The following is a 24,885-nucleotide window of genomic DNA, read 5'->3' as shown; positions in this document are numbered from 1 at the left end:
GTGTAAGGGCTAGGCTTAATTGTAATCCGTACAACTAAATCGCCGGATGTGCCGCCGAATCTCTGTTTAACTGTAGTTCGTGCAATTAAAATGCCTCTATACCTGGATTTTCGCCCATTTGGGCTAATCTAGTTGTACAGAATACAGTTAGAAGAGGAAAGCCTTCCGTTTCACTGTTTTTAGTTGCACAGAATACACTTATCTCTGGTGGTTCGCTATGAACAGAATGCCTTTTTGAAAATATAATCTACAAGGAGAATACAATGGATAAAATTCCTGTAACAGTGCTAAGCGGATATCTTGGCTCCGGCAAGACTACACTGCTCAATCATATTCTGCATAATCGTGAGGGCCTGAAGGTGGCCGTGATCGTCAATGATATGAGTGAAGTGAATGTGGATGCGAATCTGGTGAAATCCGGCAGCAGCCTCTCCCGCACCGAGGAGAAGCTGGTCGAGATGTCCAATGGCTGCATCTGCTGCACCCTCCGCGATGACCTGCTGCGTGAAGTGAATCATCTTGCCTCGGAGGGGCGCTTCGATTACATTCTGATCGAATCCTCCGGGATCAGCGAGCCGGTCCCGGTGGCCCAGACCTTCACTTACCCGAACCCGGAGCTGGATATCGATCTAACGGAGCTGGCCCGGCTGGACACGATGGTTACGGTGGTCGATGCCAACCGCTTCTGGCAGGATTTCGCCTCGGGCGACAGTCTGCTGGACCGCAATATGACGGCGGGCGAAGATGACTTCCGGGATATCGTCGATCTGCTGATCGATCAGATCGAGACCTGTGATGTGCTGCTGCTCAACAAGTGCGATCTGGTGGAGGAGACGGAGCTGAACAAGCTGGAGGCCGTTCTGCGCAGACTTCAGCCGCGGGCGAAGATTATCCGTACGGTAAATGCACAAGTGGAGCTATCCGAGATTCTCAATACGGGATTATTCGATTTCGAACAGACCAGCCAGTCGTCCGGCTGGATCGCTGAGCTTGCCAAGGAGGAGCACACCCCGGAGACTGAGGAATACGGCATCACCTCCTTCGTCTACCGCCGGAGAACGCCGTTCCATCCGCAGCGGCTGAGCTTCTTCTTCAGTAACTGGCCATCCGAGGTCGTCCGGGCGAAGGGATTAGTCTGGCTGGCGGCCAGTGGTGATCTGGCAGCGACCATCAGCCAGGCAGGGCCGTCGATCCAGTTCGGTCCTGCCGGTTATTGGCTGGCTACCCTGCCGGAGGAGCAGCAGCAGGAGGTGCTGGCTGCGGAACCGGATGTGCTGGCGAAGTGGGACGAGCAGTGGGGAGACCGGCTGAATGAGATCGTCTTCATCGGAGTTCAGATGAACCGAGAGGATATCGAAGCCCGCCTGGACCGCTGCCTGCTGACCGCAGAGGAGATGAACCAGGACTGGACGGCATTCAACAACCCGCTTCCTTGGCATGTAGAGGAGCTGCTTGCGGCGGGGCAGGAATAACTTCTTCTGTAAATGATAGTCTGGAAAGCCGGAATCCTTTGTGTGGATTCCGGCTTTGTGCTGTATAACAGCTAGGTGCCTTGAGGGTATGTGGGGCAAATGTGAATGTATGCGGAAAACCGAACACATTGCACTGTTGCGAGGGGCGCGGGCCAAATGTAATCAAAAAACCGGACACATTATGTGGTCGCGGAGCCGCAGGGGCCATTTGCCTGGATTAGGCGAGGTTAATCAGTGTGATTACGATTAATTTGTTGTTTTGGGTTTACAAATCGTAATGATTACGATAATATCAATGAAGTCGAAACATAATCGTAAATATTACGAATAATAATCAATACTTAGTTTGTTTAATCCATGGAACATACTTGAGCCAACTCAACAAGTGCCCAACAGCAGACGCGGCAGTAACTACGGCAGCAGCCGTAGGACCCAGCACGGAATCAAGCACGGGAGCGTGATGGCAGCGTCACGGGGGGCCGAAAGAAAGGGGGAGGAACGATGATTTTGTCATCCATCAGGGATGTGGTGTTCGGTTACGGGGATGAGCCGGTGATTGACCGCTTGTCGCTGGATCTGGAGGCTGGACAGTTCATTGGAATTACCGGACCGAACGGGGCAGCGAAGACCACGCTGCTGAAGCTGATGTTGGGCCTGCTGAAGCCCTGGAGCGGAACGGTTACTCTGAACCGGGAAATTACCGGAGGGGGCAGGCTTACGGTCGGGTATGTGCCGCAGCAGGTAGCCTCCTTCAATGCCGGATTTCCGAGCAAGGTGATTGAGCTGGTCCGTTCCGGCTGTTATTCAGGGCTGGGATTGTTCCGCCGCTTCACTAAGGAACAGGAGGCGCTCGTCGAGAGCAGCCTGCGGCAGGTGGAGATGTGGGAGTACCGTAACCGGAGAATCGGTGAGCTGTCCGGCGGGCAGAAGCAGCGGATCTGCATCGCCCGCGCGCTGGCCCAGCAGCCGCAGGTGCTGGTACTGGATGAGCCGGTAACGGGGATGGATGCTGCCAGCCGCACCGGGTTCTATGAGCTGATGCGGCATTATGTCAGCCGGCATGGCCGGACCGTCATCATGGTTACACACGGCCTGGAAGAGACGAGTTCCTATCTGGATACCGTGATTACGCTGGAACGCAAGGAGCAGGAGGGCTGGACATGCTTGGTTACGAATTCATGCAACGCGCATTTTGGGCAGGAGGCCTGATCGGGCTGATCGGACCCTTGCTGGGAGTCTATCTGATGCTCCGCAGGCAGGTGCTGATGGCCGATACGCTGTCTCATGTCTCCCTTGCCGGAGTAGCACTGGGTTCCGTACTGGGATGGAATCCTGCTCTAAGCGGCTTCGCTGTAGCTATAGCAGGAGGGCTGATTATTGAACAGCTGCGCCGCTCTTACCGTACCTACAGCGAGCTTCCGGTTGCTATTATTATGACCTCCGGCCTGGCGCTGGCCGTCGTGCTGATGAGCCTGAAGCAGAATCTGACCAAGAGCTTCAGCTCCTATCTGTTCGGCTCCATTGTTGCCGTAAGTGATACTCAGCTTAAACTGATCGCCGTGGTGGCTGCAGCCGGTCTTCTCTATTTCATTATTCTGCGCCGCCCATTGTACAGCCTAACCTTCGACGAAGAGACGGCCGCTATCAGCGGTGTCCGTACCGGGTGGTTGTCCTTCTCGTTCGCCGTCCTAACCGGTATGACCGTTGCCGCAGCTATGCCGGTGGTGGGTGTGCTGCTCGTATCCGCTCTGATTGTGCTGCCCGCTTCTATAGCGCTGCGGATTGCATCGGGCTTCACGGCAGCCATAATGATCTCCGTCAGTGTGGGGCTGACCGGTGTGTTCAGCGGGCTTACAGCCTCCTACTATATCAACACGCCTCCAGGAGGCACGATTGCACTCATTCTGCTGGTATTTTTGCTGATAGCCATTGCAGTACAGAAGCTGATCAGGCTGCGCAGCCGCAGCCAGTATTCATCTCAAGCCAATGAAGAAAAGGGGGCTCACAACATATGTTGAAATTCAAATCCATAGCAATATCCAATTCAAGCGCACAGTCCACATTCACATTCAGAATCCGTCAGCTTGCCGCCTTGTCCCTGACCGCCATGCTGGTGATCTCCGGCTGCGGCAACAACACTGCGACGAAAGCCGCTTCAACCAGCAGTCCGGCGGCTTCACCATCGGCTGCGGCCGAAGCTTCATCTGTACCCGCAGCGGATAAATTGAACATTAAGGTTAGCTTTTACCCGATGTACGAATTCACGAAAAGCATTACCGGCGACCTTGCCAATGTGGAGGTGCTGGTCCCGCCCGGAGTCGAGCCGCATGACTGGGAACCGACTGCTAAGGATATGGCTGATATTTCGGATGCAGATGTGCTTGTCTATAATGGCGCAGGCATGGAGGGCTGGGCGCAGCAGATTGTGGACGGTGCTGCCGGAAGTGATCTGATTACGATAGAGGCGAGTAAAGGACTCCAGATTAATGAAGGGACAGAGCACGAACACGAACATGAACACGAACATGAACACGAACATGAACACGAACACAGCCATGAAGAGGAAGCTGCGGCTGAAGCAGACCACGATCACGGCCATGACCATCAACATGATGAGTCCGCAACTGAAGGAAGCGGTCACGACCATTCCCATAATGATACAGCTGTCAGTGAAGCAGACCATGACCACGACCACGGCGGGCTTGATCCTCATGTATGGCTGGACCCGGTGATGGCTATCCGGGAGGTTAAGACCATTGAAGCAGCACTCTCCGCAGCATTTCCCGGAAATGCTGCTGCCTTCCACGCTAACAGCGATGCTTATATCGCCAAGCTGGAGAAGCTGGATCAGGATTTCAGAGCCGGGCTTCAGAACACGAAGCGTAAGGACTTTATTACCCAGCATGCCGCCTTTGGTTATCTAGCAAAGCAATATGGCTTGACTCAGGTGCCGATTGCCGGATTGTCGCCGGAGCAGGAGCCGTCTGCTGCACAGATGGCCAAGATTGTGGAGTTCGCTAAGGCGAATAAGGTGACTACGATCTTTTTCGAGACCTTGGTCTCCTCCAGTGTCGCTGATACTATTGCCCAGGAAATAGGAGCCAAGACTGCCGTGCTGAATCCAATCGAAGGATTAACAGAGGAAGACGCTGCCCATAATCTGGATTACCTGAGTCTGATGCAGCAGAATCTTGAAGCGCTGATCCAGGCGCTGAACGAATAAGAACGAAGGAGTGATCTATAGTGGCCAAGAAATCTAAGGTTGTGAAGGAACAGAAACGGCAGGTGCTGGTGGCGAAGTACGCTGACAAGCGCAGAGAGCTGAAGGCGGCGGGCGATGTGATGGCACTGCAGAAGCTGCCCCGGGATTCCTCAGCCACCCGCCAAAAGAACAGATGCAGCGTGTCCGGCAGACCGCGTGGCTATCTGAGTACATTCAAGATATCCCGGATCGTTTTCCGCGAGCTGGCGCATAAGGGACAAATTCCGGGCGTTACCAAGTCCAGCTGGTAGGCTGTTAACTTCATAGATGCTATAACGGCAAGACGGCTGATCTCTCTGTGTTACAGGAGCCAGCCGTTTTGCTGTGTCCATAGACTTTGCCGGATCTGGCAGAGTGGACTATGATAGAGAAGAGGGACAGCTATATAGATACATAATCTCAACAGGAAAGAAGGAGCTGCATGACTGAGTATTGGAGTAAAAGATTTGCGCAGGAGGGGATGATCTGGGGGAGTGAGCCAAGCCCGTCGGCAGAATGGGCGAAGCGGAAATTCCAGGAGGCAGGTGTCTCCTCCGTTCTTGTTCCGGGTGCCGGGTATGGGCGGAATACCAAAGTATTCTCTGCTGATTTTAAAGTATACGGCATAGAATTAAGTGAACCGGCGCTTGAGCTGGCCGCAGCATGGGACCCGGGAACTAGCTTTATTGCAGGCTCGGCGCTGGAGCCGCAGCTTAGGCAGTCTGTAGATGCCGTATACTGCTATGATGTTCTGCATTTATTCCTCGCCGGGGACCGCCGCAGGCTGATTGAAGCGAGTCTCCGTCAGGTCAGGACTGGAGGACTGCTCTACTTCACCAGCTTCTCCGACGAAGATCCCCATAACGGCTGCGGGAGAGAGCTGGAGCCGGGCACCTTTGAATATAAAGAGGATAAATATGCCCACTTCTTCAGCGATGCCGATTTGCGGGAGCATTTTGCCGGGACCGAGATTCTGGAGACAGGTTCATTTACCGAGTCGTTGCAGAACCCGCAGGGCGGGACTCATGAATACATACTAAGAACGATCCTTGCGCTCAAACGGTAACTGCCATCTGCGAAAGTAACGTCAACATGGCCCCTCCCTGCGGCGAGAAGGACCCTACTGTGAACCTGATGCTGTGCGTGCTCCTACTTCTTCCTGCGGCTTCCTATTAATGAAGGTTAATGCAGCTCGCAGTCGGCGAACAGGATATGCCGCGGAATGCGGAAGAAATTCTCGGCCTTCTCCTGCAGGGCCAGGGTAGGCAGATGGCAGTGGTGCAGCCACTTGCGGAAGGTGCCGGGATGGACGCCGATCCAGATGCTGACATCGGTTACCGAGAAATCATATACCATGCAGAGTCCGGTCAGAATCGCGTTGTGCTGCGGTGAATGGGCGAGCGTTCTTTTCATGAAACGGGATGGGGTCGGCTGGCACACAATCGGACTTTGCCGCAGAAGAGCTTCATTGAACAGGATATGGGGCGGATAGCCTAAATGGCGGCAGACCTTGTCCAGATTGGTTCTGGAGGGAATGCGTCCTTCATATACCCATGCGCTTACGCTGCGTGAGGAGACGGAGAGCTCTTCTGCGAGACGGGAGAGCTTCATGTCCTTGGCCATCAGGATGGCCAGCAGAACGCGGTTGCGGATCTGGCTGCGTTTGGGGCGGCGAAATCTTTTGACCCGTACGCCTTGTCCAAGATATTTGCGGTTGATCAGAGACCAGGCCTGAATTTTATGTGTTTCTTGCTGATTTTTAGCCATAATACCTCCGGGTGTACTGATTTAATGAAGTGACGGATCATCTAGTTTAGCTGTTATGACTTTACCATTTCATCACGGCATTCGTCCAGAGTGCAAAGCTCCTGTTTTGGTCATGAACCAAGATTGTTTCAGTAATGCTGCAGTTTATGATATATTTTGAGTAATCAATTTCACATTAATCAGACTGGGAGCGGGATAGATGATCAAGCATATTGTTTTCTTCAAATTAAAGGACCGGTCCCCGGACAAGGTCGCAGAGACTGTTGCAGTCCTCCGTAATATGGAAGGAAGAATTCCCCAGCTGCTGTCCATTGAAGTCGGGGCCGATTTGATTCACTCGGAGCGTTCGTTCGATATCGCCCTGGTCACGGTTGTTGCCTCGATGGAGGATCTGCAGGCGTATCAGGTGCATCCGGCTCACAAGGAAGTCATTGCCCATATCAACGAGGTCAAGGAGCTGTCGGTAGCGGTCGATTACGAGATCTGAGACTGCACGACTTGTAAGGCTGGAACCCATTAAGCACGGAAAGCGGTGAGCGGAATGCGTGAGCTTGAGTATCCGATGGAAGCATTGACGTATCTGATTGTTTTTATGGCGGCGTGTGTCGTGATGGTGTTCTGGCTGAAGCGCCGGGGCAGGCGGGGGAAATAACGGCAGTTCATGTTAAGGAAGGTCACTAAATACCGCAGGGTGGAGGGTCAGCTGTGTATTATGTCAACCGGAAGCAAATAGAAGTTATTCTTGAACAGATCCCTGATCTTAATGAAGGTCTAGCACATGCAGCTTCTTCCTGGGACGGCAGTACGCTGCTGGGTCTGGTGCAGGAACGGTGCTTACATCTGGCCGTTGAAGTCGTGACGGATGTGGGCAGCTGTCTGATTGACGGGTTCATTATGCGTGATGCCGGAAGCTACGAGGATATTATATCTATTATCCATGAGGAAAAGGTGCTGGGAGACAGCGGGATCTACGAGGATCTGACTTCGCTTGTAGCCTTGCGTAAGCCGCTGGTTCAGGATTATTTCGTATGGGAACGCAGAGAGCTGCACCCCATGACCCGGACGCTGCCGGATATTCTGGAGAAGTTCGCCTGCGAGGTGCGCAGGTATCTGGATCAGGAGCTGGGCAGCGGGGTCACGGGTTAGCTGAGCCGGGGCTGTGTGCATACAGACAGAAAGGAGGTCCTTTATGGCGAAGAAGGGTCAGGAGAGCGGTTCAACCCGGCGGATGATTATGACGCTGCTGAAGATGAGAGGTCCACTGACGATCAGCGCTCTTGCCGAGGAATTGGGAATTACCGAGATGGGTGTCCGCCGTCATGTGCTTCAGCTGGAGCAGGAGTCGCTTGCCAAGACCAAGGTTGTGCGCCAGGCCATGGGACGTCCGATGCATGTATATTCGCTTACCGAGCGGGCGGAGGATCATTTTCCCAAAAGCTATCACAATCTGGCGCTGGAGCTGCTGCGGGAGCTGGACCACGGGAGCGGGGCGGATGCGGTCAATATACTGTTTGAAGGCCGCAAGCGGCGGATGCTTGCCCAGTACAGTTCGATGATGAAGAGCCGTGATCTGGAGGAGCGGGTGGCGGAGCTGTCAACCATTCAGAATGCCGGGGGCTATATGGCGGAGTGGAGCAAGGAAGAGGACGGCTCATACACACTGAGGGAGTATAATTGTCCCATTCGTCAGGTGGCTACCCAGTACCGCAAGGCCTGCCAGTGCGAGCAGCATTTGTTCGAGGAGCTGCTGGAGGCGAAGGTGACACGCAGTGAATGTATGGCGGAGGGCGGCCAATGCTGCCGGTATGCTATCACGCCGAACCCCGAGCAGAAAACTTCCGAAATCAGGGGCTGAACAGTCACAGGACATCCTCTCTATGCTTATGATATAGCAGAAATAGGCGATCGCCCGGGTGGCCGGGCAGAGGCACTTAGAATCCAAAGGAGAGATTGATGATGAAAAAAGATAACAAAAGCTTGCTCTGGGGCGTACTCGCCGGCAGTATTGTGGGATCGGTGACAGCGCTGCTGTTCGCCCCTAAGCCGGGTAAGGAGCTGCGCAAGGATATTGCCGAAGGCACAACGGAAGCTGTGGATAAGGTCCAGGTTATTGCCGGCCAGGCCGGCGAGAAGACCACTGAGATCTACGGTAAGGCCAAAGAAGCTGTAGTCTCGGTGGTAAGCGAAGTCAAGGAATGGAGCAAATCCGTCAAGGATGCGGTGGAAGAAGCAGATGTAGCTACTGTAAGCGGCATTGCGGAGCAGGCTGTGGAAGTTACCGATGCAGTGGAAGCCGTGCGTGACGAGGTGGCTGCATATGAGGCTGCTGAAGAAGCGGCAGTGGTGGAGGCTGAGATCGAAGCTGTCACCGGTACAGATGCTGCTGTAGCGGAAGCTATCGAGGATGGCAAAACCGCAGGGAAGCTGTCCTAAGCTTGATATAAAAGGTATGGAGCCGTTTTCCGCTGCACAGGCGGGAGACGGCTTTTGCGTGTGGCGGTATGCTTCGGGTGGGTCTGCATTATGGCTCCGCTATCTTCCCTACTTGAACTGAACCGGCAAATGGGGTAATATCTGCAATTGGGGCTGAAATCCTGGTACACATTATTCCAGCCTTACATAAGCTACACAAAACGAGTTAAAGGATGCGGTGTGTTCGTGCAGCAGGCAATAGCAATATTAGACTCAGGCGTAGGAGGATTGACCGTAGTCAAGGAAGTGATGCGACAGCTCCCTCGGGAGAAAATCATCTATTTCGGCGACACGGCAAGAGCCCCGTACGGACCCCGTTCCACTGAGGAAGTGAAATTGTTCACTGAACAAATCGTGGACTATTTAATTCAATTTAATCCTAAAATGATCGTCATTGCTTGCAATACAGCAACGGCAGCAGCGCTTGATTATATCTCCGCCAAGGTAGCCATTCCTGTGATCGGAGTCATTCACCCCGGTGCCCGCGCCGCCATCAGCGCATCCAAGAGCGGACAGGTCGGCGTGATCGGCACCATCGGCACGATTACAAGCGGTGCCTATACGGCGGCGCTGAAGCAGTTGTCTCCCTTTGTTCAGGTGGTCAGCCAAGCCTGCCCGGCGCTTGTGCCCTACGTAGAGCAGGGGTTATTCCGCTCGGAGGAGAGCCATCTGGCGGTGGCCGAATCACTGAACGGCATCAAGTACGAGCCGATCGATACGCTGATTCTCGGCTGCACCCATTATCCGTTCCTGGTGGAGCCAATCGGCAGGGTGATGGGACCCGGCGTCAAGCTGATCAGCTCGGCGGATGAGACGGCGCGGGAGATCAGCACCATCCTCTACGATAAAGGCCAGCTGGCGCGCGGGGATGAGAGTCCGATTCACCAGTTCTTCTGCAGCGGAGATGCGGAAATCTTCCAGCGGATTGCCCGGGACTGGCTGGGAGAGCAGATCAGCCGGACGCCGGTAGTATGGCAAGTATCAACTCTGTAGGATGAGAGCATTGCAGCGGCGAACTGAATAGGGACAAACCCCCGAGTTGCTACATTTCCACATGACCCGCTGCTGCTGCTCATATACTAGGCATGAGGGCCGGGTCCCGCATGTCATCACGGAGGATGTTAGGGACGCCGGCACAAGAGGGCCGGGAGGATGAGACCTATGCAGCAATACATTGCCCGCAGGGGAGATACCGTAAGCCGTATCGCCGCAAGACACGGATTGACACCGGAGCATGTCATACAGGGGAATCCATGGGCTGGCAGCCAGCCGTATTTATATCCGGGGCAGGTGCTGTTCCTGCCGTCTGCCCCGCGCAAGCGGTATGCAGTGCAGGCGGGGGACGATGCGCAGAGCATCGCGTCCTTGTTCGGGGTTGGCATAGATGAGCTGGAGATGCTGAATCCCGGGGTAAGCTCGGGACGTATCTGCCTGCCGGGCAAGGTGCTGGTGATTCCGGCGGCCACCCGGGGGACAGAGGTTTATCTGCACGGGGAATACGGACCGGCTGAGATTGAGGCGGATGCTGCAAGACTTGCGGACCGCTATCCTTTTGTCAGCAGCGAGGTTATAGGCCACAGTGTGCTCGGCAAGCCGCTCCGTCTGCTGCGGATCGGCAGCGGCCCGCGCCACCTGCATGTGAATGCCGCGCTGCATGCCAACGAATGGTTGACGTCCCCGTGTCTGATGAGCTTTCTTGAAGAATATGCGGCTGCTTATGAATCAGGTGCGGACTGGCACGGGCGTCAGCCTGTGGACTGGCACCGGGACTGGACACTCTGGGCCGTGCCGATGGCGAATCCCGACGGTGTCGAGCTGGTGCAGGAAGGGGCGATGCCGGACCATCCTCATTATGCAGAGCTGATGAGGTGGAACTGCGGCAGGCGCAGCTTCCGGCACTGGAAGGCGAACATCCGCGGTGTCGATCTTGGAGACCAGTTCCCCGCACACTGGGAGGAGGAACGCGACCGGCGGCAGGTGCCCGGCCCGGCGCCGCGCGATTACAGCGGCCCGGCGCCGCTCAGTGAGCCGGAGGCGGCGGCACTGGCGGCGCTGGCCGAGCGGGTTCCGGGCGATGCCGCCGTATCCCTGCACAGCCAGGGGGCAGAGATCTACTGGAACTACCGGGGCTATGAGCCGCCAGAGAGTAAGCAGTGGGCAGCGGCGCTTGCGGCGGTGAGCGGCTACAGGGCGGTGGAGCTGACCGGCAGCGATGCCGGCTACAAGGACTGGTTCATCGAGCGCTTCCGCAAGCCGGGCTTCACCGTAGAGCTGGGAGTGGGCAAGAATCCGCTGCCCGTGGCTGATTTTGAGGATATGGCCCTGGACACCGGCCTGATTCTAAGTGCGATTCTGTCGAATTTGAAATAAAAATGAAACAATCTCTGCAAATTTGCGTAAGATAACAGCAAAGGGCACGGCCGCAATCCTGACTAAATGATGCTTTGCGGCTGTATCCTTTTTTTGCGTGGGGATGAAGAGCATAAGTGCCCCTGATTTCAGCAAAAGTTGGCTGGGTGAGCCAATGAGGTGCAAAAGTGCCCCTGATTCGCGGGATGCTGCCACTGCCACCAGTCACCACATACCTGACCTAAGAAACTGTTCTTTCATAGAGTTGGAGGGAGACCTCCTACTTCTGTAAGAACGGTTTCTTTAGTATGCTAACGCCTATCTGCGCTTGTTAGCGCAGGCGCTTAGGGCTAAAAATGAGAGTCAAAATAATACACATTAACGCGTATGAAAGCTATACCGTATCCGCCAAAGTCTCTTGCTAAAATTAGCGTATAGAAGAGCGGCGGAGGGCTTCACGGAAAGAGGACTACCCGCCGGGAAAGTGAGAGCCAAATGGAGAACGTTACGTATACGCTGAAAAGTAAACCAATCCCACTGAACGCCTCCTACGACGTAATTGTAGTCGGAGGCGGGCCGGCGGGCTGCACCGCCGCAGCGGCGGCGGCCAGGGAAGGGGCGCGGACACTACTGGTCGAAGCGACCGGGAGCCTTGGAGGAATGGGAACCTCCGGCCTGGTACCGGCCTGGTGCCCATTCTCGGACAAAGAGAAGATGGTCTACCGTGGTCTCGCGGCCAAGGTGTTCAATACCTTAAAGGCTCAAATGCCGCATGTGCCGGAGGATGCGATGGACTGGGTGCCGATCGAACCGGAGAAGCTCAAGCGGGTCTATGACGATCTCGTAACGGAGTCGGGTGCCCACATCCTGTTCCTGACCTCGCTTGCGGATGTGGATAGAGACGACCACGGCAACATCACCACACTCCTCCTTCTCAATAAAAGCGGCCTGCAGGCCTTCCGGGCAGCCGTGTATATCGATTGCACAGGAGATGGCGATGTTGCTGCATGGGCAGGTGCCGAGTACCAAATGGGGGACGAAGCGACCGGCGAGCTTCAGCCCGCGACCCATTGCTTCATACTGGGCAACGTGGATGATTATGCTTATGTGAATGGGCCGAAGCTCCATGCGGAGAACCCGCACAGCCCGATCCATGAGGTGGTCCGCTCAGGAGAATATCCGGGCATTCCGGATACGCATCTGTGCAACAATATGGTAGCTCCGCGTGCCGTAGGCTTCAATGCCGGACATCTCTGGGGAATTGACAACACGAATGCCTTCTCCGTATCCGGGGCGCTGGTAGAGGGACGCAAGATGGCGGCCGCCTACCGGGACATGCTTGCCGCTGTACACCCTGCGGCCTTCGGCAATGCGGTAGTGATGAGCACAGGCACACTGATCGGCACGCGGGAATCCCGGCGGATTACCGGCGATTATGTCCTGACTGCGGAGGATTACATCTCCCGCAGAAGCTTCGATGATGAGATCTGCCGCAACAGCTACTTCATTGATGTGCATGGCACACAGAAGGAGCAGCAGAGCGGCGCCGGATCCAGCCAGTCCATCACGCTCTACGGGCCTGGTGAATCGCACGGCATTCCGTACCGCTGCCTTACGCCGCGCGGACTACGCAACGTTCTGGTCGCCGGACGGTCTATCTCCTGTGACCGCAGGGTGCTCGGCAGCGTGCGTGTGATGCCGGTCTGCCTGGCGATGGGCGAAGCTGCCGGACTTGCTGCGGCACTGGCTGCCACTCAGACCGGAGGCGATGTCCATGCCGTAGATGTCCCCCTCCTTCGCGCCCGTCTCCGGGAAGAAGGCGGCTATCTGCCGGACAACCAAGCTGAAACTGCAAGGGAGAGAATGCAATGAGTGAATCTGCGATTACCCGGAAGACAGCCGGGACTGAGCCCAAAACCTATTGGACGCGCAAGAGACGGGAGCAGCTCGCCGGATGGCTGTTCATTGCGCCAGAGGTCATCGGGATGCTCGTCATCGCAGTGTTCCCGCTGCTGTTCAGCCTGTTCCTCAGTCTGACGGAGTGGAACCTGGTCGGCGGCTTGTCGGCGATTAACTTTGTCGGTCTTGATAACTTTATCGAGCTGTTCAGGGACAACCGCTTCCTGCTGGCCCTGAAGAATAATGTGCTGTTCACGGTCGGCACAGTGCCGGTCACGATGCTGCTGGGAGTAGTTCTCTCGGCGCTGATTCATAAGAAGCTGTATGCCAAGACCTTTTTCAAGGTAGCCTTCTTTGTACCTTATATCTGTTCCACGGTAGCCATCGCCGCAGTCTGGCAAGCGCTCTACCATCCGTCCAAGGGGCCGGTCAATCAGATTCTGATGCAGCTTGGAGTATCCGAACCGCCGCGCTGGCTGGTCGATACCAGCTTCTCGCTGATTGCGATTATGATTATCTATGTCTGGCAGCTGCTGGGCTACCAGATGATTATATTCCTGGCGGGGATGACGAATATTCCCGAGGAGCTGTATGAGGCGGCGACGATAGACGGAGCGAGCGGGATCGGACAGTTCCGGCGGATTACGCTGCCGCTGCTGGGGCCGACTACCTTTTTCCTGGCGATAACGAGCACGATCTCTTCCTTCAAAATCTTCGACATGATCAAGTTCCTGACCAGCGGTGGTCCCAACTATTCCAGTACCGTTATCGTCTACCAGATCTATGAAGAAGGATTCGAGCGCTTCAAAATGGGCTACGCCTCAGCGATGTCCTGGGTGCTGTTCCTGATCATTATGCTGGTGACCTCCATTACCTGGATAACCCAGAACCGTAAGGTCCATTACTAGTCCAAGGCGAAAGGAACGAAAGGCAATGACAATGAAAAAACTTAAGCCCGGCAATCTGATCTTCACGGTCCTGTTCGCCCTGTGCTCGGTATTCTTCCTGATGCCGCTGGTCTGGATGCTGTCGGCTGCCTCCAAGACGGAGAAGGAGGTCTGGACCTTCCCGATTCAATGGATTCCCACCGACTGGAATCTGATCGCTAACTTCAAGGCGGTGTGGATGGGTGATGTGGCATTCGGATTATTCTATATGAACTCGCTCAAAATCGCCCTGATCTCCACGCTGGCTACGATTGTCATCTCGGCGATGGCCGGGTATGCGCTCGCCAAGCTGGATTTCAAGGGCAGAGCGCTGATCTTCACCCTGATGCTGGCGTTCATGATGATTCCCGAGCAGGCCACGCTTGTTCCGCGCTATATTATGATTAAGGAGCTGGGACTCTATGATTCCCATGCCGCGCTGATCCTGATGGGGATGTTCTCCAGCTACTTCACCTTCCTGCTGCGCCAGTTCATGATCGGCATTCATAATGATATGCTGGAAGCGGCGGAGCTGGACGGCGCCGGGTTCTTACGCATCTTCTGGAGTGTCGTGCTGCCGCTGAGCCGCCCGATTCTGGCGACCGTAGGGATCATCAAGTTCATCTGGACCTGGAATGATTACCAGGGGCCGCTGATCATGCTGAATTCGACCAAGCTGTATACGATTCCGCTCGGGATGCAATTTTTCAAGGAGGAATTCGGTACACAGATCTCCGTCATGATGATGGCCTCCGTGGCCGCGATTCTGCCGCTGCTGGTGCTGTTCCTGATCCTCCAGAAGCAGGTCATTAACGGGATTGCCATCGGAGGAGTCAAAGGGTAAAGGTCAAAAAAGTGTACGCGCACACCGCATAGCTGTACACGGTGTGCGCAAAGCTTAGATTGTATAATGAGCCTGCAGACAACAAATCAAGGGGGAATTGCTTTGAAAAAACTACCATTCATGCTTGCCAGTATGCTCCTCATGCTCTCCGTCACCGCCTGCGGCGGGAATGGGGGCAACACCTCAGCAGCAACCGATGCGCCAGCCTCGGCTGATCCGTCTGCCGGAACCACCGGCACAGCCCAGCCTGCAGGCAAAGCTAAGATCAAATTCTACACCTTCAAGGCCGATAAGCCGGAAGAGCCCATCTACCAGGCCGTTCAGGCGTATAACGAAGCTCAGGATAAAGTGGAAGTGGAGTATGAATCTCTGGTCCAGAATAGCGACAGCACAGATTTCATGAAGAAGCTGGATATTCTGGTCGCAGGCGGCGAAGTGGTCGATGTGTTCATGACCGGGAACGAGGATGAGCTGCTGGAGCGTGCTTCGCGGGGTGTTGTGGAACCGCTTAACTCCTTTTTTGAACAGGAGAGTATCAAACCCGAGGATGAATATTCCAAGCTGCTGAAGCTGGAGGATAAGGTATACGGCATTCTGCCCAGCTCGACGCAGTGGCTGACGGTCTTCAACAAGGATCATCTGGAAGCTGCAGGGCTGTCCCTGCCTGAGATGGGCTGGACCTGGGATGATTTCCGCGATTATGCCAAGAAGCTGACGACACCCGAGCACTTCGGAACGTACTTCCACACTTGGGGAGAATATCCGAACATTATCGCATACACCGAGAAGCCGCATCCGCAGCTTAGCGCAGACTTGAAGCCGATTTTTGACGATCCGTCCTTCGAATACTTCTTCAACCTCCGCCGCACGATGGAGAAGGAAGATAAGAGCGCTGAGCCGTATGCGGATGTGCTTGCCTCGAACTATCATGTGCTGCAGCAGTTTTTTGCCGGAAATGCCAGTATGCTGGCTGTGCCAAGCTATGCTGTCCGGGCAGCGCTGAACCTGGAGAAATTCCCGCATGAATTCCAGAGCATGTACGCCCCGCTGCCGCGTTCGGTGGACAGTAAGGAACTGGGCATGACGAATATCTCCGGCGGCGGCCTGGCCATGGGCGCGAAATCAGCGAATAAGGAAGCCTCGTATGACTTCATCCGCTGGATGTCCAAGGAAGCCTACAAGTTCACCAAGGAGATTCCTTCGTTCAAGGGTGTGGACGGAGCGGAGCTGATCAATAGCTTTTTCGGGGAAAATACAGATCTGATCGATACCGCCTCCCTCTCCAAGACGCTGTTCGATCCGAATATTAAAATGCCGGACACCTTCAGCGTGCCGTACGGCAGCGAACTGAAAGCGATTGTGGAGAACGGCTTCGCCAGCTTCATCCTGGATAACCGCAGCTTCGATGAGGTCAAGAGTGAGATGACAGCGGAAGTCGAGAAGGTAGTTTCTGCCAATCAGAAATAACGGATGAAGTGCAAAGGCAGCAGTGATTATGGATTATAATAGGGACGTTGAAGCTTTCATTACAGTGCGGGGTGGAATTCTTATGAAATGGTTAAGCCGTTTTTCCTTCCATCGCAGACTGCAATACACGTTCCTGATCCTGATCCTGCTGCCTTTTGTTGTCGTTACCTTCTGGTCGTATACCTCTGTGCGGGAGAATGTGAGTGAGAAGATCGCCCGTTCGAATGAGGAGACCCTGAAGGTAATCGGCAGTCAAATGGAAAAAACGGTGGACAGCATCTCGTTTGTCTCGGTGTATTTCTCTGAGGCTTATGATCCGGCCGTGCTGGAGAGTCTGCGTTATCTCAAAAATACGGGAAGCTTCGGTAATTACGGAGTGTATACCCATTACAACAAGCTCAAGACTACGGCCAATATCCTGTCGGTGCAGTCGCTGGATGCTGATCTGCAGATCATGCTGGTCAACCGGGAGAACCGGATACTGATTGGCAACCAGAATATTCCGGTGTTCTCTGTGCTGCCTGAGAATCTTCTTAAGGAGAGCAGCAGGCTGGATGAGCGGGAAAAAGTGTCGCTGCAATGGTTCCCCTACGGTGGCACCCCCGCTGCACCGGATTATTATTATGCGGTACGCTTCATTACCGACCCGCTGAACCAGGACAAGCTGGCCACGCTGTACGTAGGCATTCCGAGCCACTACTTCCGTAGCCTGCTCGATACGGGCAATGCGGTAAGCAGGCTCACGCTGGTTGACCAGAAGGGGAGAAGCATTGCTGTCACCGGAGAAGCCGCTCCTGCGGATGAAGGTCCGCTGCTGGCCAGTGAGGTCCGTATTCCCAAGGTCGGCTGGCTGCTTACCAGCAAGACGCCCCGCAGCTCCATCGACAGTCATATCAACCGGGAGTTTCTGGTCTCCATCTCGCTGATCGGACTGTTCTTCCTGGCGTTTCTGGTCCTGTCCATGCTGTGGGCCGGATATATGAACAAGCCGATTAGCCTGCTGCGGGCCAGCGTCAAGCAGTATGTCGGCGGCAACCGCGCGGTGCGGATACCCGTCAAGGGCAAGGATGAGGTGGCGGTGCTGTCGGCGGCCTTCAATCAGATGCTGGAGGATATGAACGGGCTGCTGCAGCAGGTGGAGAGCGAGCAGGAGGAGAAAAGGCGGCTGGAGCTTCAGGCGCTGGCGGCGCAGATCCGGCCTCATTTTCTGCTGAATACGCTCAATTCGATCAAGGTGGACCTGCTGCTGAGCGGGGACCCGGCGCATGGCGCTATGATCGATGCGCTGATGAAGCTGCTGCGTGTGTATGTGCATGTGGATAAGCCGCTGGAGCTGGCGGAGGAGTGCAGGGTGCTGGGCAGCTATGTGCAGGTGATGCAGATCCGCAACCGTCTGGATATCGTCTGGGAATGCAAGGTGGGCGAGGAAGAAGGTGCGGTGATGCTGCCCCGGCTGCTGCTTCAGCCCATTGTCGAGAATGCCATCAGCCACGGCTTCTCCGCCCGTCCGGACCATCCGTCGATCCGGCTCGAAGCGGCGTTCGAGTCCGATCTGCTGCGGATCAGCATCAGCGATAACGGCCGCGGGATGCCGGAGGATAAGCTCCAGCGCCTGAACCGGCGTCTGCAAGGAAGTGAAGATACTGCGCTCTGGCCGGAAAAAGGGGTCGGGCTGGTCAACACAGCACGCCGTCTGCAGGTATTGTACGGATATCGCGCACGGCTGAGCGCGCAGGCAAAAGAAGACGAGGAAGGCATGACGTTCACCCTATATATCCCCGTGACCCGGGAGAAGGAGGCGGTTCCCCTTGATGACCCTGATGCTGATAGACGATGATGTCCCGATGCTGGAATACGTGGAATATCTGCTCGGGCCCTTGGGGCTGGATCTGCAGCTGGTGGCTTCGGCGTATAGCAGTGAGGATGCGCTGGAGCAGTTCCATGCAGCACTGCCGGATATTGTGATTGTGGACATCGGTCTGCCGGGGATGGACGGGCTGGAGCTGGCGGATGCCTTCCGGATCACGAAGCCGGAGGTTCGCCTGATTTTCCTGACCTGCTATGAGGATTTCCACTACTCAAAGCGGGCGATCCAGCTGGAGGCGGATAATTATCTGATCAAGGATGAGCTATCCCCTGAGCAGCTTAAGAGCAGTCTCGCCAAAGCGATGAGCCGCTTCAAGAGCCGTGAGGAACTGCTGGAGCGCTACTCCTTCCGCCAGGCGATTGAGCGTAATAAGGAAGTGCTGAAGCAGAGCTTCCTGAAGCAGCTGTTGTCGGGTGCGGCGGGCCAGGAGAACACCCTGGAGTTCGGTGAACGGCTGGGCATCTCCTGGAAGCACCCCTTTCTGCGTCATGGATTCCTTCATATGGATGCCGCATCGGTTACCGAGCGTTACCGGTACAAGGATATTCCGCTGATCCATTCAGCCGTGAACAATATTGCGCTGGAGCTGTCTGCGGCAGAGGCTTCCATCACACCGATTATGAGCAGGGACGCGGATATTTATCTGGTCTGGAATGTGGAGGACCCCGGCGTCACAGAGAACAAGCTGGCTGAATTCATGCAGGCGGTACAGGATAAGGTGGAGCAGTATCTGAAGATTAGCCTGCGGGGGTTCTATTCGGAGTCCTGTGCACCGGTCCGCAGCTTCGGTGTGTTATACAAGACTCTCACCGATTGCCGGGAAAATAACTTCTATCAATCAGTGAAGCCTGTGTCTCTGCTTGAGGAGCACGCGGATTTCGGGCAGATGTTAGAACGGCGCGGGGAAAAGGAACGCGGTATGCTGTCGTTGGCGCTTGCAGACCAGCATGCCGCCTGGATTGATCTGGCCGTGAATCAGTGGACGCAGCTGGCATCGGCGGAGCGGCTGCTGCCCCGGCTGGTGAAGGAGACCTGCGGGAATCTCGTGCGCCAGCTGGCCTTCGAAGCCGGCGGGCTGGCTGAGGAGGACTTCTTCACGCAACTCGAGCAGACGGTTCATATCGAGGAGGCGGCCAGCCTGACTAAGCGGGAGCTGAGGCATCTGTGGCGGCAGTTTGCACTAGCCCCCGCAGCCGCTGAGGAGAAGGATGTCCGGCTTCAGGCGGTGGATGAGTTTTTGGAGGAGCATGTGGACCGGATGGTCACCTCTACCGACATGGCCGAGCATCTGCATCTGAATGCCAGCTACTTCTCCCGCTATTTCAAGAAGCTGTCCGGCGTGAACTTCACCGATTACGTCAACCAGTACAAGATGAATATGGCCATCACGATGCTGGCCCGCCCGCATGAGACCGTCGAGAATGTCGCGTATACCCTGGGCTTCTCCGACCGGGCGTACTTCTCCAAGGTATTCAAGAAATACAGCGGCCGGAATCCCAGCGAATTCAAGGCAGGTCCGCCGGAAGAGCAGGGCAGAGAACCATCCACGGATGATGCCAAGCCATAAAGGTCAAAACTGTCCACTGTAACAAGCAATCAGTCTGCACGCTGTTGCAGCCTCCGCCTTCTTATAATGGTGAGGAGTCTAAGTATAGCTTCAAGGAGGAACAACGATGAATCGAACTGTATTTACCTTGCCTGCGGAGGAGATCACGGTATCCCGCGAGGTGGATGTGCTGGTTGCAGGCGGCGGGCCTGCGGGCGTCGCAGCGGCAATAGCTGCGGCCCGCAGCGGGGCTCGGACGATGCTGATTGAGCAGCGCGGCTTCCTGGGCGGCATGGGCACCGTTGCCCTGGTGCCAGCCTTCTGTCCTTACAGTGACGGGGAGAAGGCTGTCGTGCGGGGAATCGGCCTGGAACTGCTGGAGCGGATGAAGGCCGGGTGTGAGCCGGAGTTCCGCGAGCGCTTCGGGGCAGAGCTGGACTGGGTGCCCATCGACCCGGAGGTGCTGAAGCGTGTATACGACGAGGCTGCCACCGAGAGCGGAGCGGAAGTGCTGCTCCATACCGTGGCAAGCCAGACGGTGATGGATGAGACCGGCCGAAGCATTGAGGGCGTGGTAATCGTCAACAAGTCAGGCCGGAGTCTGGTCCGCGCCCGGACTGTCATTGATACGACCGGGGACGCCGATCTGGCCGCCCTGGCGGGAGCGCCGTTCCATAAGGGCGGAGATTCCGGCGAGCTTCAAGCCGCGACTATGTGCTACCTGCTGGCGAATGTGGACCGGCAGCGTTTTGAAGAATACCGGAATGAAAGCGGTGACACGGATCAGATCCATCAGGCCGTCCAGCAGGCGCAGGTTGACGGGAAGCTGCCGCAGGGCCGGGACTCCGTCTCGGGCCTAGCTTGGATTGCCGATTATCTGGTCGGTGTGAATTTTGGGCATGTGTTCGGCGTCGACGGTTCCAGGGCGGAGGACTTGACCCGGGGGGCAATAGAGGGACGTCGGCTAGTCCACCGCCAGCTGGAATTCTTCAGGGCTTATGTGCCCGGATTCGAACAGGCCCATCTGGTGTCCACCGGCGAGCAGATCGGTATCCGCGAGACGCGGCGGATTGTGGGCGATTACGTGCTGACCCAGGAGGATTTCATGAATATGGCTTCCTTTCCGGATGATATTGCCCGCAACAGCTACTTCATCGATATTCATATGGCCCGCAGCAGCGGGGCGATGCATATCCACCATCTTCCGCCCGGGAAGTCGCATGGTGTCCCTTACCGCTGCATGCTGCCGGTGGGACTGGACAATGTATGGGTGGCGGGGCGCGCCGCCTCCTCGGACCGTGTCGTGCAAGGCTCACTGCGGGTGATGCCGAACTGCTTCGCCATGGGGCAGGCGGCGGGTATGGCGGCGGCGATGGCGGCCGGAGCGGAGGGACAGAGCCGGAAGGTGAATCTCGCCAAGCTTCAGAACGGGCTTGTGCAGCAGGGAGCGTGGCTGGGTGAGGCGATCACAGCGTTATAACTAATTGCGGGAGAGTGATTAGAATGACAAGTAACCATGTGAAACATAATCCAAGGCAAGGCAGGCCGCGCAGATTCACCATGCTGGGCATGATCATATTTTTACTGTTCAGTCTCCTATCCGGCTGGTCAGGTCCGGTTGCAGAGGCGGCAGGCACTACCTATTACGTCGATGCTGCCCAAGGCAGCGACAGCAATTCCGGCACCAGTGAGGCGGCGGCCTGGAAGACGCTGGGCAAAGTGAACAGCGTCACCTTCAGCCCGGGGGACCGGATTCTTTTGAAGGCAGGCAGCGTATGGAATGATCAGTATCTCGATCTTAAAGGCTCCGGGACGGAGGGGAATCCGATTACCGTGGACCGCTACGGGAGCGGAGCCAAGCCGCTGATTGATTTCGGCAATACCGCCGCGGGCGGGGAGGGCTTCGGCGTCCGGCTGCGCAATGTCTCCTACTGGGAGATCAACAATCTGGAGATTACAAGCGGACAGCAGCCTACAGATATGCGCAGAAACGGTGTGCTGGTCGTAGGCGAAGGAGCAGGGGCGGGGAACTTCCGGCATATCTATATCCGCAATCTCGACATCCACGATATCTTCGGCACAGACCGCCGCACAGGCGGCATCAACTTTCATGCCCGAGGAGCCAATACAGCACTTGAGAGCACCTGGGAAGATATTCTGATCGAGAACAATACAGTCATTAACGTGGCGGATACAGGGATTCAGACGATGACGGATGCTTTTTTCAACAGTGCCTGGACACATAAATTCGACGCCTTCCGGGGTGTGGTCATCCGGGGCAATGTGGTGGAGAAGATCCACCGGGACGGCATCCTGGTCAGAGCCGGCGCTTCGCCGCTGATCGAATACAACAAGACGAAGTCCATAGGAGAAGCCTGCGATGTGAACACATCCATCGTCAATTACCTTGAGGATATCACTGTCGTTGCGGCGCAGTGGGCTTATTATACCAAAGGTGCTGTTTTTCAATATAATGAGGCCTCCGATACCCGGATGCTGGGTGGAGACGGCCAGCCCTGGGACTTCGACATCGAGGTGCACGACAGCATCTACCAGTACAATTTCAGCTATGACAATGAGGGCGGTACCCTGCTGGTTATGAATAACACGAACAATAATATTTTCCGCTATAATATCAGCCAGAACGATAAGGACGCTAACGGGGTGTTCCATCTGGTGAACGGCGGGGGCAATCTCTATGTCTACAACAACATCATCTACCGTTCGGGAACGCAGAATAAGGCGCTGACCCATGCGAGCAATACAGGAATGGCCTATTACACGAACAATATCTTTTATAATGGTGCCAGCGGACAATACACGAACAGCCCCAGAATGACGTATGATCACAACAGCTTCTACGGGCTGAACTCAAATGTTCCGAGCGATCCTAACAAAATTACCGGCAATCCCGGATTCATCAGTCCCGGCACGGCCACAGGACTCGATTCGGCAGACGGATATAAGCTTGCGCTCTCCTCTCCGCTGATCAATGCCGGGGCGGCGGTTGCAGGCAACGGAGGACAGGACTTCTTCGGGAATCCGCTGTATAACGGCGTGCCGGATATCGGAGCATTTGAATTCCAGGGTACGATCACACCGCCGGTTACGCTGTTCCAGGATGATTTTGAGGATGGCAATTCCAGCGGATGGACGACTTCTGGCGGAGCCTGGAGTGTGGAGGATGACGGCACGAAGGCTCTATCACAGAACTCCGGGACAGGAGAAGCGCTTGCCTATACAGGTGACGCCTCCTGGAGGGATTACACGTATTCGGCCAGAGTCAAGCTGCTGAATACCTTCGCCAACGCCGGCCTGCTGTTCCGGTATGCGGATGCTTCCAATTATTACATGTTCCGGCTGAATGATTCCGGTGACAAGGCGGAGCTGTTCAAAAAAACAGCCGGAACGCTCACGATGGTCAGCAGCGTAAGCTTTGCCGTCACGCCCGGCCAGTGGACTGAGCTGAAGGTGACGGTAAGCGGCAGTACGATTACGGCATCTGCGGGCGGTACCCAACTGATCCAGTGGACCGATACGGCGGCGCAGCCGGCCGGAGGGAAGATCGGACTGCGGATGCATTCCAGCACCGCACGGATCGACGATGTTAAGGTGACGGAGTGAATGTTGGTCCGGCTCGGGAGAATTCGATGAAATTCTACTTAAAAGCGAAACGAAACCTGCGCATTCGCGTAAGATAACAGCAAAGGGCACAGCCGCAATCCTTTTACAGGTGCTTAGCGGCGGTGTCCTTTGCTGCTTACACAGATTACACAGGGAGGCATAACTCATGAAATTCAGAAAACTGTTGTCACTCAAACAATGGTCTCATATATTCCGCAGCTCCTGGCATTATATCGTTTCGCCTAATGTGGCTATGGCCGACAAGCTGCTGTTCACTATTCCGGCGCTGCTGTACTGGGTGCTGCCCGATTTCATGCCGTTTATACCGATTGACGATATTGGCGTAACGATGCTGCTGATGGGCTGGTTCACAGCGCGGATGGACCGTAAATACGCGGCGCTGCACAGCGGAAGATGACATTTTAGCGACGATTGTACCTTTAAGTGTGGATGTCCATCTCCTAATGGTTGCTTTATCCTCCCATATTCCTTAAAATGAATTATTGAGTATTTAAAATATAGAGGCCTGGGAGATGGAATCGAATGAACGTCAAAATTACCCGCAACGCGGCTAAAGTGATAAAGAAAACCATGGAACTTGAAGGCAACAGTGAGCTTAAGCTTCGTGTAGCAATTACACATGCCCATGGCGACCATGCCCACTACGGACTGGATCTGGACACGCCTAAGGAGAACGATGTTGTAGTCTCCACTGACAAGGATATCGATGTCATTCTTGATCCGAACCAGCCCCTGCTGGACGGAGTGAAGATTGATTATCTCTACTTGCCCGAAGAAGGTTTTGTGATTACTAATCCGTCTAAAGGAAATCATGGCGATCACTAGTTGATCCGCCCGTATTTTACGGACATAAAGAAGGGTTGCTTCATGGCTAACGATATAAGATTATGTGACGAGTGCAATCATATCAAAATGAAAAGCATCGTGCCCAAGCTGCTGAAGATGGCACCGGATGCCGAGATCAAGACAGGCTGCATCTCCTATTGCGGACCGTGCGGCAAACGCCCGTTTGTCTACATCAACGGCCGCTATATCAGCGGACCGACGGAAGACGAGGTGCTGGCCAAAGCGGAAGCCTTCGTCAAACGGCCAGTGGAGAAGAAGTAATTCAGATCTGCTGCGCCTGCAGCATCGTACAGCCCCCGCGTTATTTGCGGGGGCTGTTTTGGTGTGCGCGGGTGTAGTCGGAAAACCGAACACAATAGGCGGGTGAGAGGGTGCGTGGGCCGGATGTATGCCGAAAACAACATACAGTGTGTAGCTGCGAGGGTGAGTGGAGCAAATGTATGTGGAAAACATTATACAATGTATAGTTTCGGGGTGAACGGGGGCAACTGTGTACGAAATTGATGCAGCATCAGCGGCTGAATGAGAACAAAAAGCCTTAAGT

At 55.3% G+C, this 24,885-nt stretch carries 24 protein-coding genes; 23 read left to right on the top strand and 1 reads right to left on the bottom strand.

Annotated elements, in window-relative coordinates; genetic code table 11:
• The first annotated feature begins 263 nt into the window (after nt 1–263).
• The 6 genes from C173_RS12640 to C173_RS12615 all read left to right on the top strand — a co-directional run bounded on the left by C173_RS12640 (nt 264) and on the right by C173_RS12615 (nt 5,779).
• Nucleotides 264–1,472 carry a GTP-binding protein gene (locus C173_RS12640; protein WP_036725284.1) on the top strand — a complete coding sequence of 403 codons (1,209 nt, stop codon included), beginning with the start codon at nt 264–266 and terminating at the stop codon, nt 1,470–1,472.
• Nucleotides 1,473–1,973: 501 nt separating this feature from the next.
• On the top strand, nt 1,974–2,681 hold the full coding sequence (locus C173_RS12635; protein WP_036725282.1) for a metal ABC transporter ATP-binding protein: 708 nt from the start codon (nt 1,974–1,976) through the stop codon (nt 2,679–2,681).
• A complete protein-coding gene (locus C173_RS12630; protein ID WP_036725281.1) occupies nt 2,627–3,490 on the top strand; it encodes a metal ABC transporter permease in 864 nt (287 codons plus the stop codon). The genes C173_RS12635 and C173_RS12630 overlap by 55 nt, the downstream gene beginning before the upstream one ends.
• Complete coding sequence (locus tag C173_RS12625; RefSeq protein WP_081751143.1) at nt 3,484–4,695, top strand: metal ABC transporter substrate-binding protein; 1,212 nt, start codon at nt 3,484–3,486, stop codon at nt 4,693–4,695. The genes C173_RS12630 and C173_RS12625 overlap by 7 nt, the downstream gene beginning before the upstream one ends.
• A gap of 20 nt (nt 4,696–4,715) precedes the next feature.
• On the top strand, nt 4,716–4,985 hold the full coding sequence (gene rpsN / locus C173_RS12620; RefSeq protein WP_036725280.1) for a 30S ribosomal protein S14: 270 nt from the start codon (nt 4,716–4,718) through the stop codon (nt 4,983–4,985).
• Between the two features lie 170 nt (nt 4,986–5,155).
• Nucleotides 5,156–5,779 carry a class I SAM-dependent methyltransferase gene (locus tag C173_RS12615; protein WP_036725278.1) on the top strand — a complete coding sequence of 208 codons (624 nt, stop codon included), beginning with the start codon at nt 5,156–5,158 and terminating at the stop codon, nt 5,777–5,779.
• A 116-nt stretch (nt 5,780–5,895) separates the two neighbouring features.
• On the opposite strand, the gene C173_RS12610 is transcribed toward C173_RS12615, so the two are convergent.
• Nucleotides 5,896–6,480 (bottom strand): helix-turn-helix domain-containing protein, encoded by a 585-nt coding sequence (locus C173_RS12610; RefSeq protein WP_036702276.1) that lies wholly within the window; start codon nt 6,478–6,480, stop codon nt 5,896–5,898.
• A gap of 199 nt (nt 6,481–6,679) precedes the next feature.
• Here C173_RS12610 and C173_RS12605 point away from each other — a divergent pair, with 199 nt between their 5' ends.
• The 17 genes from C173_RS12605 (at nt 6,680) to C173_RS12525 (ending at nt 24,602) form a co-directional block, all read left to right on the top strand.
• Nucleotides 6,680–6,967: a Dabb family protein gene (locus C173_RS12605; RefSeq protein WP_036702274.1), complete on the top strand. Its 288-nt coding sequence runs from the start codon at nt 6,680–6,682 to the stop codon at nt 6,965–6,967.
• Between the two features lie 218 nt (nt 6,968–7,185).
• Nucleotides 7,186–7,626, top strand: a complete 441-nt coding sequence (locus C173_RS12600) for a DUF86 domain-containing protein (RefSeq protein ID WP_036725274.1) — start codon at nt 7,186–7,188, stop codon at nt 7,624–7,626.
• Nucleotides 7,627–7,669: 43 nt separating this feature from the next.
• A complete protein-coding gene (locus C173_RS12595; RefSeq protein WP_036725272.1) occupies nt 7,670–8,335 on the top strand; it encodes a helix-turn-helix transcriptional regulator in 666 nt (221 codons plus the stop codon).
• Nucleotides 8,336–8,436: 101 nt separating this feature from the next.
• Nucleotides 8,437–8,913: a YtxH domain-containing protein gene (locus C173_RS32855; RefSeq protein ID WP_051478008.1), complete on the top strand. Its 477-nt coding sequence runs from the start codon at nt 8,437–8,439 to the stop codon at nt 8,911–8,913.
• 225 nt (nt 8,914–9,138) lie between these two features.
• Complete coding sequence (gene racE / locus C173_RS12585) at nt 9,139–9,945, top strand: glutamate racemase (RefSeq protein ID WP_036725271.1); 807 nt, start codon at nt 9,139–9,141, stop codon at nt 9,943–9,945.
• A 168-nt stretch (nt 9,946–10,113) separates the two neighbouring features.
• Nucleotides 10,114–11,322, top strand: coding sequence for a M14 family metallopeptidase (locus tag C173_RS12580; protein WP_036725269.1), 1,209 nt, complete (start codon nt 10,114–10,116; stop codon nt 11,320–11,322).
• A 474-nt stretch (nt 11,323–11,796) separates the two neighbouring features.
• A complete protein-coding gene (locus C173_RS12575) occupies nt 11,797–13,173 on the top strand; it encodes an FAD-dependent oxidoreductase (RefSeq protein WP_036725266.1) in 1,377 nt (458 codons plus the stop codon).
• The gene (locus C173_RS12570) at nt 13,170–14,108 is read left to right on the top strand and encodes a carbohydrate ABC transporter permease (protein ID WP_036725265.1); all 939 of its coding nucleotides are present in this window, start codon (nt 13,170–13,172) and stop codon (nt 14,106–14,108) included. The genes C173_RS12575 and C173_RS12570 overlap by 4 nt, the downstream gene beginning before the upstream one ends.
• Nucleotides 14,109–14,133: 25 nt before the next feature.
• Entirely contained in the window at nt 14,134–14,970 is an 837-nt protein-coding gene (locus C173_RS12565; RefSeq protein WP_036702263.1) for a carbohydrate ABC transporter permease, read from the top strand.
• A gap of 102 nt (nt 14,971–15,072) precedes the next feature.
• Entirely contained in the window at nt 15,073–16,437 is a 1,365-nt protein-coding gene (locus C173_RS12560; RefSeq protein WP_162174689.1) for an ABC transporter substrate-binding protein, read from the top strand.
• Between the two features lie 82 nt (nt 16,438–16,519).
• Nucleotides 16,520–18,274: a sensor histidine kinase gene (locus tag C173_RS12555; RefSeq protein ID WP_162174688.1), complete on the top strand. Its 1,755-nt coding sequence runs from the start codon at nt 16,520–16,522 to the stop codon at nt 18,272–18,274.
• Nucleotides 18,249–19,871 carry a response regulator transcription factor gene (locus tag C173_RS12550; protein ID WP_036725263.1) on the top strand — a complete coding sequence of 541 codons (1,623 nt, stop codon included), beginning with the start codon at nt 18,249–18,251 and terminating at the stop codon, nt 19,869–19,871. The genes C173_RS12555 and C173_RS12550 overlap by 26 nt, the downstream gene beginning before the upstream one ends.
• A 106-nt stretch (nt 19,872–19,977) precedes the next feature.
• Entirely contained in the window at nt 19,978–21,330 is a 1,353-nt protein-coding gene (locus tag C173_RS12545; protein ID WP_036725260.1) for an FAD-dependent oxidoreductase, read from the top strand.
• A gap of 23 nt (nt 21,331–21,353) precedes the next feature.
• Nucleotides 21,354–23,474: a family 16 glycoside hydrolase gene (locus C173_RS12540; protein WP_051478006.1), complete on the top strand. Its 2,121-nt coding sequence runs from the start codon at nt 21,354–21,356 to the stop codon at nt 23,472–23,474.
• Nucleotides 23,475–23,640: 166 nt separating this feature from the next.
• Nucleotides 23,641–23,892, top strand: a complete 252-nt coding sequence (locus C173_RS12535) for a hypothetical protein (RefSeq protein WP_036725259.1) — start codon at nt 23,641–23,643, stop codon at nt 23,890–23,892.
• Nucleotides 23,893–24,017: 125 nt separating this feature from the next.
• Nucleotides 24,018–24,320, top strand: coding sequence for a HesB/IscA family protein (locus C173_RS12530; protein WP_036702251.1), 303 nt, complete (start codon nt 24,018–24,020; stop codon nt 24,318–24,320).
• 42 nt (nt 24,321–24,362) lie between these two features.
• Nucleotides 24,363–24,602, top strand: a complete 240-nt coding sequence (locus C173_RS12525; RefSeq protein WP_036725257.1) for a DUF1450 domain-containing protein — start codon at nt 24,363–24,365, stop codon at nt 24,600–24,602.
• Nucleotides 24,603–24,885: the final 283 nt, after the last annotated feature.

Origin of the sequence: Paenibacillus sp. FSL R7-277 (assembly GCF_000517965.1) — a bacterium.
GTDB classification, from domain to species: Bacteria; Bacillota; Bacilli; order Paenibacillales; family Paenibacillaceae; genus Paenibacillus_AQ; species Paenibacillus_AQ silagei.
The sequence above is the reverse complement of the archived record's forward strand: the minus strand, read 5'-3'. Positions and strand labels throughout refer to the sequence as shown.

What these genes read in the sequence shown, in the direction of transcription:
- C173_RS12640 (WP_036725284.1), top strand. Translation starts at nt 264, where the DNA reads ATGGATAAAATTCCTGTAACAGTGCTAAGCGGATATCTTGGCTCCGGC.
- C173_RS12635 (WP_036725282.1), top strand. Translation starts at nt 1,974, where the DNA reads ATGATTTTGTCATCCATCAGGGATGTGGTGTTCGGTTACGGGGATGAG.
- C173_RS12625 (WP_081751143.1), top strand. Translation starts at nt 3,484, where the DNA reads ATGTTGAAATTCAAATCCATAGCAATATCCAATTCAAGCGCACAGTCC.
- C173_RS12615 (WP_036725278.1), top strand. Translation starts at nt 5,156, where the DNA reads ATGACTGAGTATTGGAGTAAAAGATTTGCGCAGGAGGGGATGATCTGG.
- C173_RS12610 (WP_036702276.1), bottom strand. Translation starts at nt 6,480, where the DNA reads ATGGCTAAAAATCAGCAAGAAACACATAAAATTCAGGCCTGGTCTCTG.
- C173_RS12605 (WP_036702274.1), top strand. Translation starts at nt 6,680, where the DNA reads ATGATCAAGCATATTGTTTTCTTCAAATTAAAGGACCGGTCCCCGGAC.
- C173_RS12595 (WP_036725272.1), top strand. Translation starts at nt 7,670, where the DNA reads ATGGCGAAGAAGGGTCAGGAGAGCGGTTCAACCCGGCGGATGATTATG.
- C173_RS32855 (WP_051478008.1), top strand. Translation starts at nt 8,437, where the DNA reads ATGAAAAAAGATAACAAAAGCTTGCTCTGGGGCGTACTCGCCGGCAGT.
- C173_RS12580 (WP_036725269.1), top strand. Translation starts at nt 10,114, where the DNA reads ATGCAGCAATACATTGCCCGCAGGGGAGATACCGTAAGCCGTATCGCC.
- C173_RS12575 (WP_036725266.1), top strand. Translation starts at nt 11,797, where the DNA reads ATGGAGAACGTTACGTATACGCTGAAAAGTAAACCAATCCCACTGAAC.
- C173_RS12570 (WP_036725265.1), top strand. Translation starts at nt 13,170, where the DNA reads ATGAGTGAATCTGCGATTACCCGGAAGACAGCCGGGACTGAGCCCAAA.
- C173_RS12565 (WP_036702263.1), top strand. Translation starts at nt 14,134, where the DNA reads ATGACAATGAAAAAACTTAAGCCCGGCAATCTGATCTTCACGGTCCTG.
- C173_RS12555 (WP_162174688.1), top strand. Translation starts at nt 16,520, where the DNA reads ATGAAATGGTTAAGCCGTTTTTCCTTCCATCGCAGACTGCAATACACG.
- C173_RS12550 (WP_036725263.1), top strand. Translation starts at nt 18,249, where the DNA reads ATGACCCTGATGCTGATAGACGATGATGTCCCGATGCTGGAATACGTG.
- C173_RS12545 (WP_036725260.1), top strand. Translation starts at nt 19,978, where the DNA reads ATGAATCGAACTGTATTTACCTTGCCTGCGGAGGAGATCACGGTATCC.
- C173_RS12540 (WP_051478006.1), top strand. Translation starts at nt 21,354, where the DNA reads ATGACAAGTAACCATGTGAAACATAATCCAAGGCAAGGCAGGCCGCGC.
- C173_RS12535 (WP_036725259.1), top strand. Translation starts at nt 23,641, where the DNA reads ATGAAATTCAGAAAACTGTTGTCACTCAAACAATGGTCTCATATATTC.
- C173_RS12530 (WP_036702251.1), top strand. Translation starts at nt 24,018, where the DNA reads ATGAACGTCAAAATTACCCGCAACGCGGCTAAAGTGATAAAGAAAACC.
- C173_RS12525 (WP_036725257.1), top strand. Translation starts at nt 24,363, where the DNA reads ATGGCTAACGATATAAGATTATGTGACGAGTGCAATCATATCAAAATG.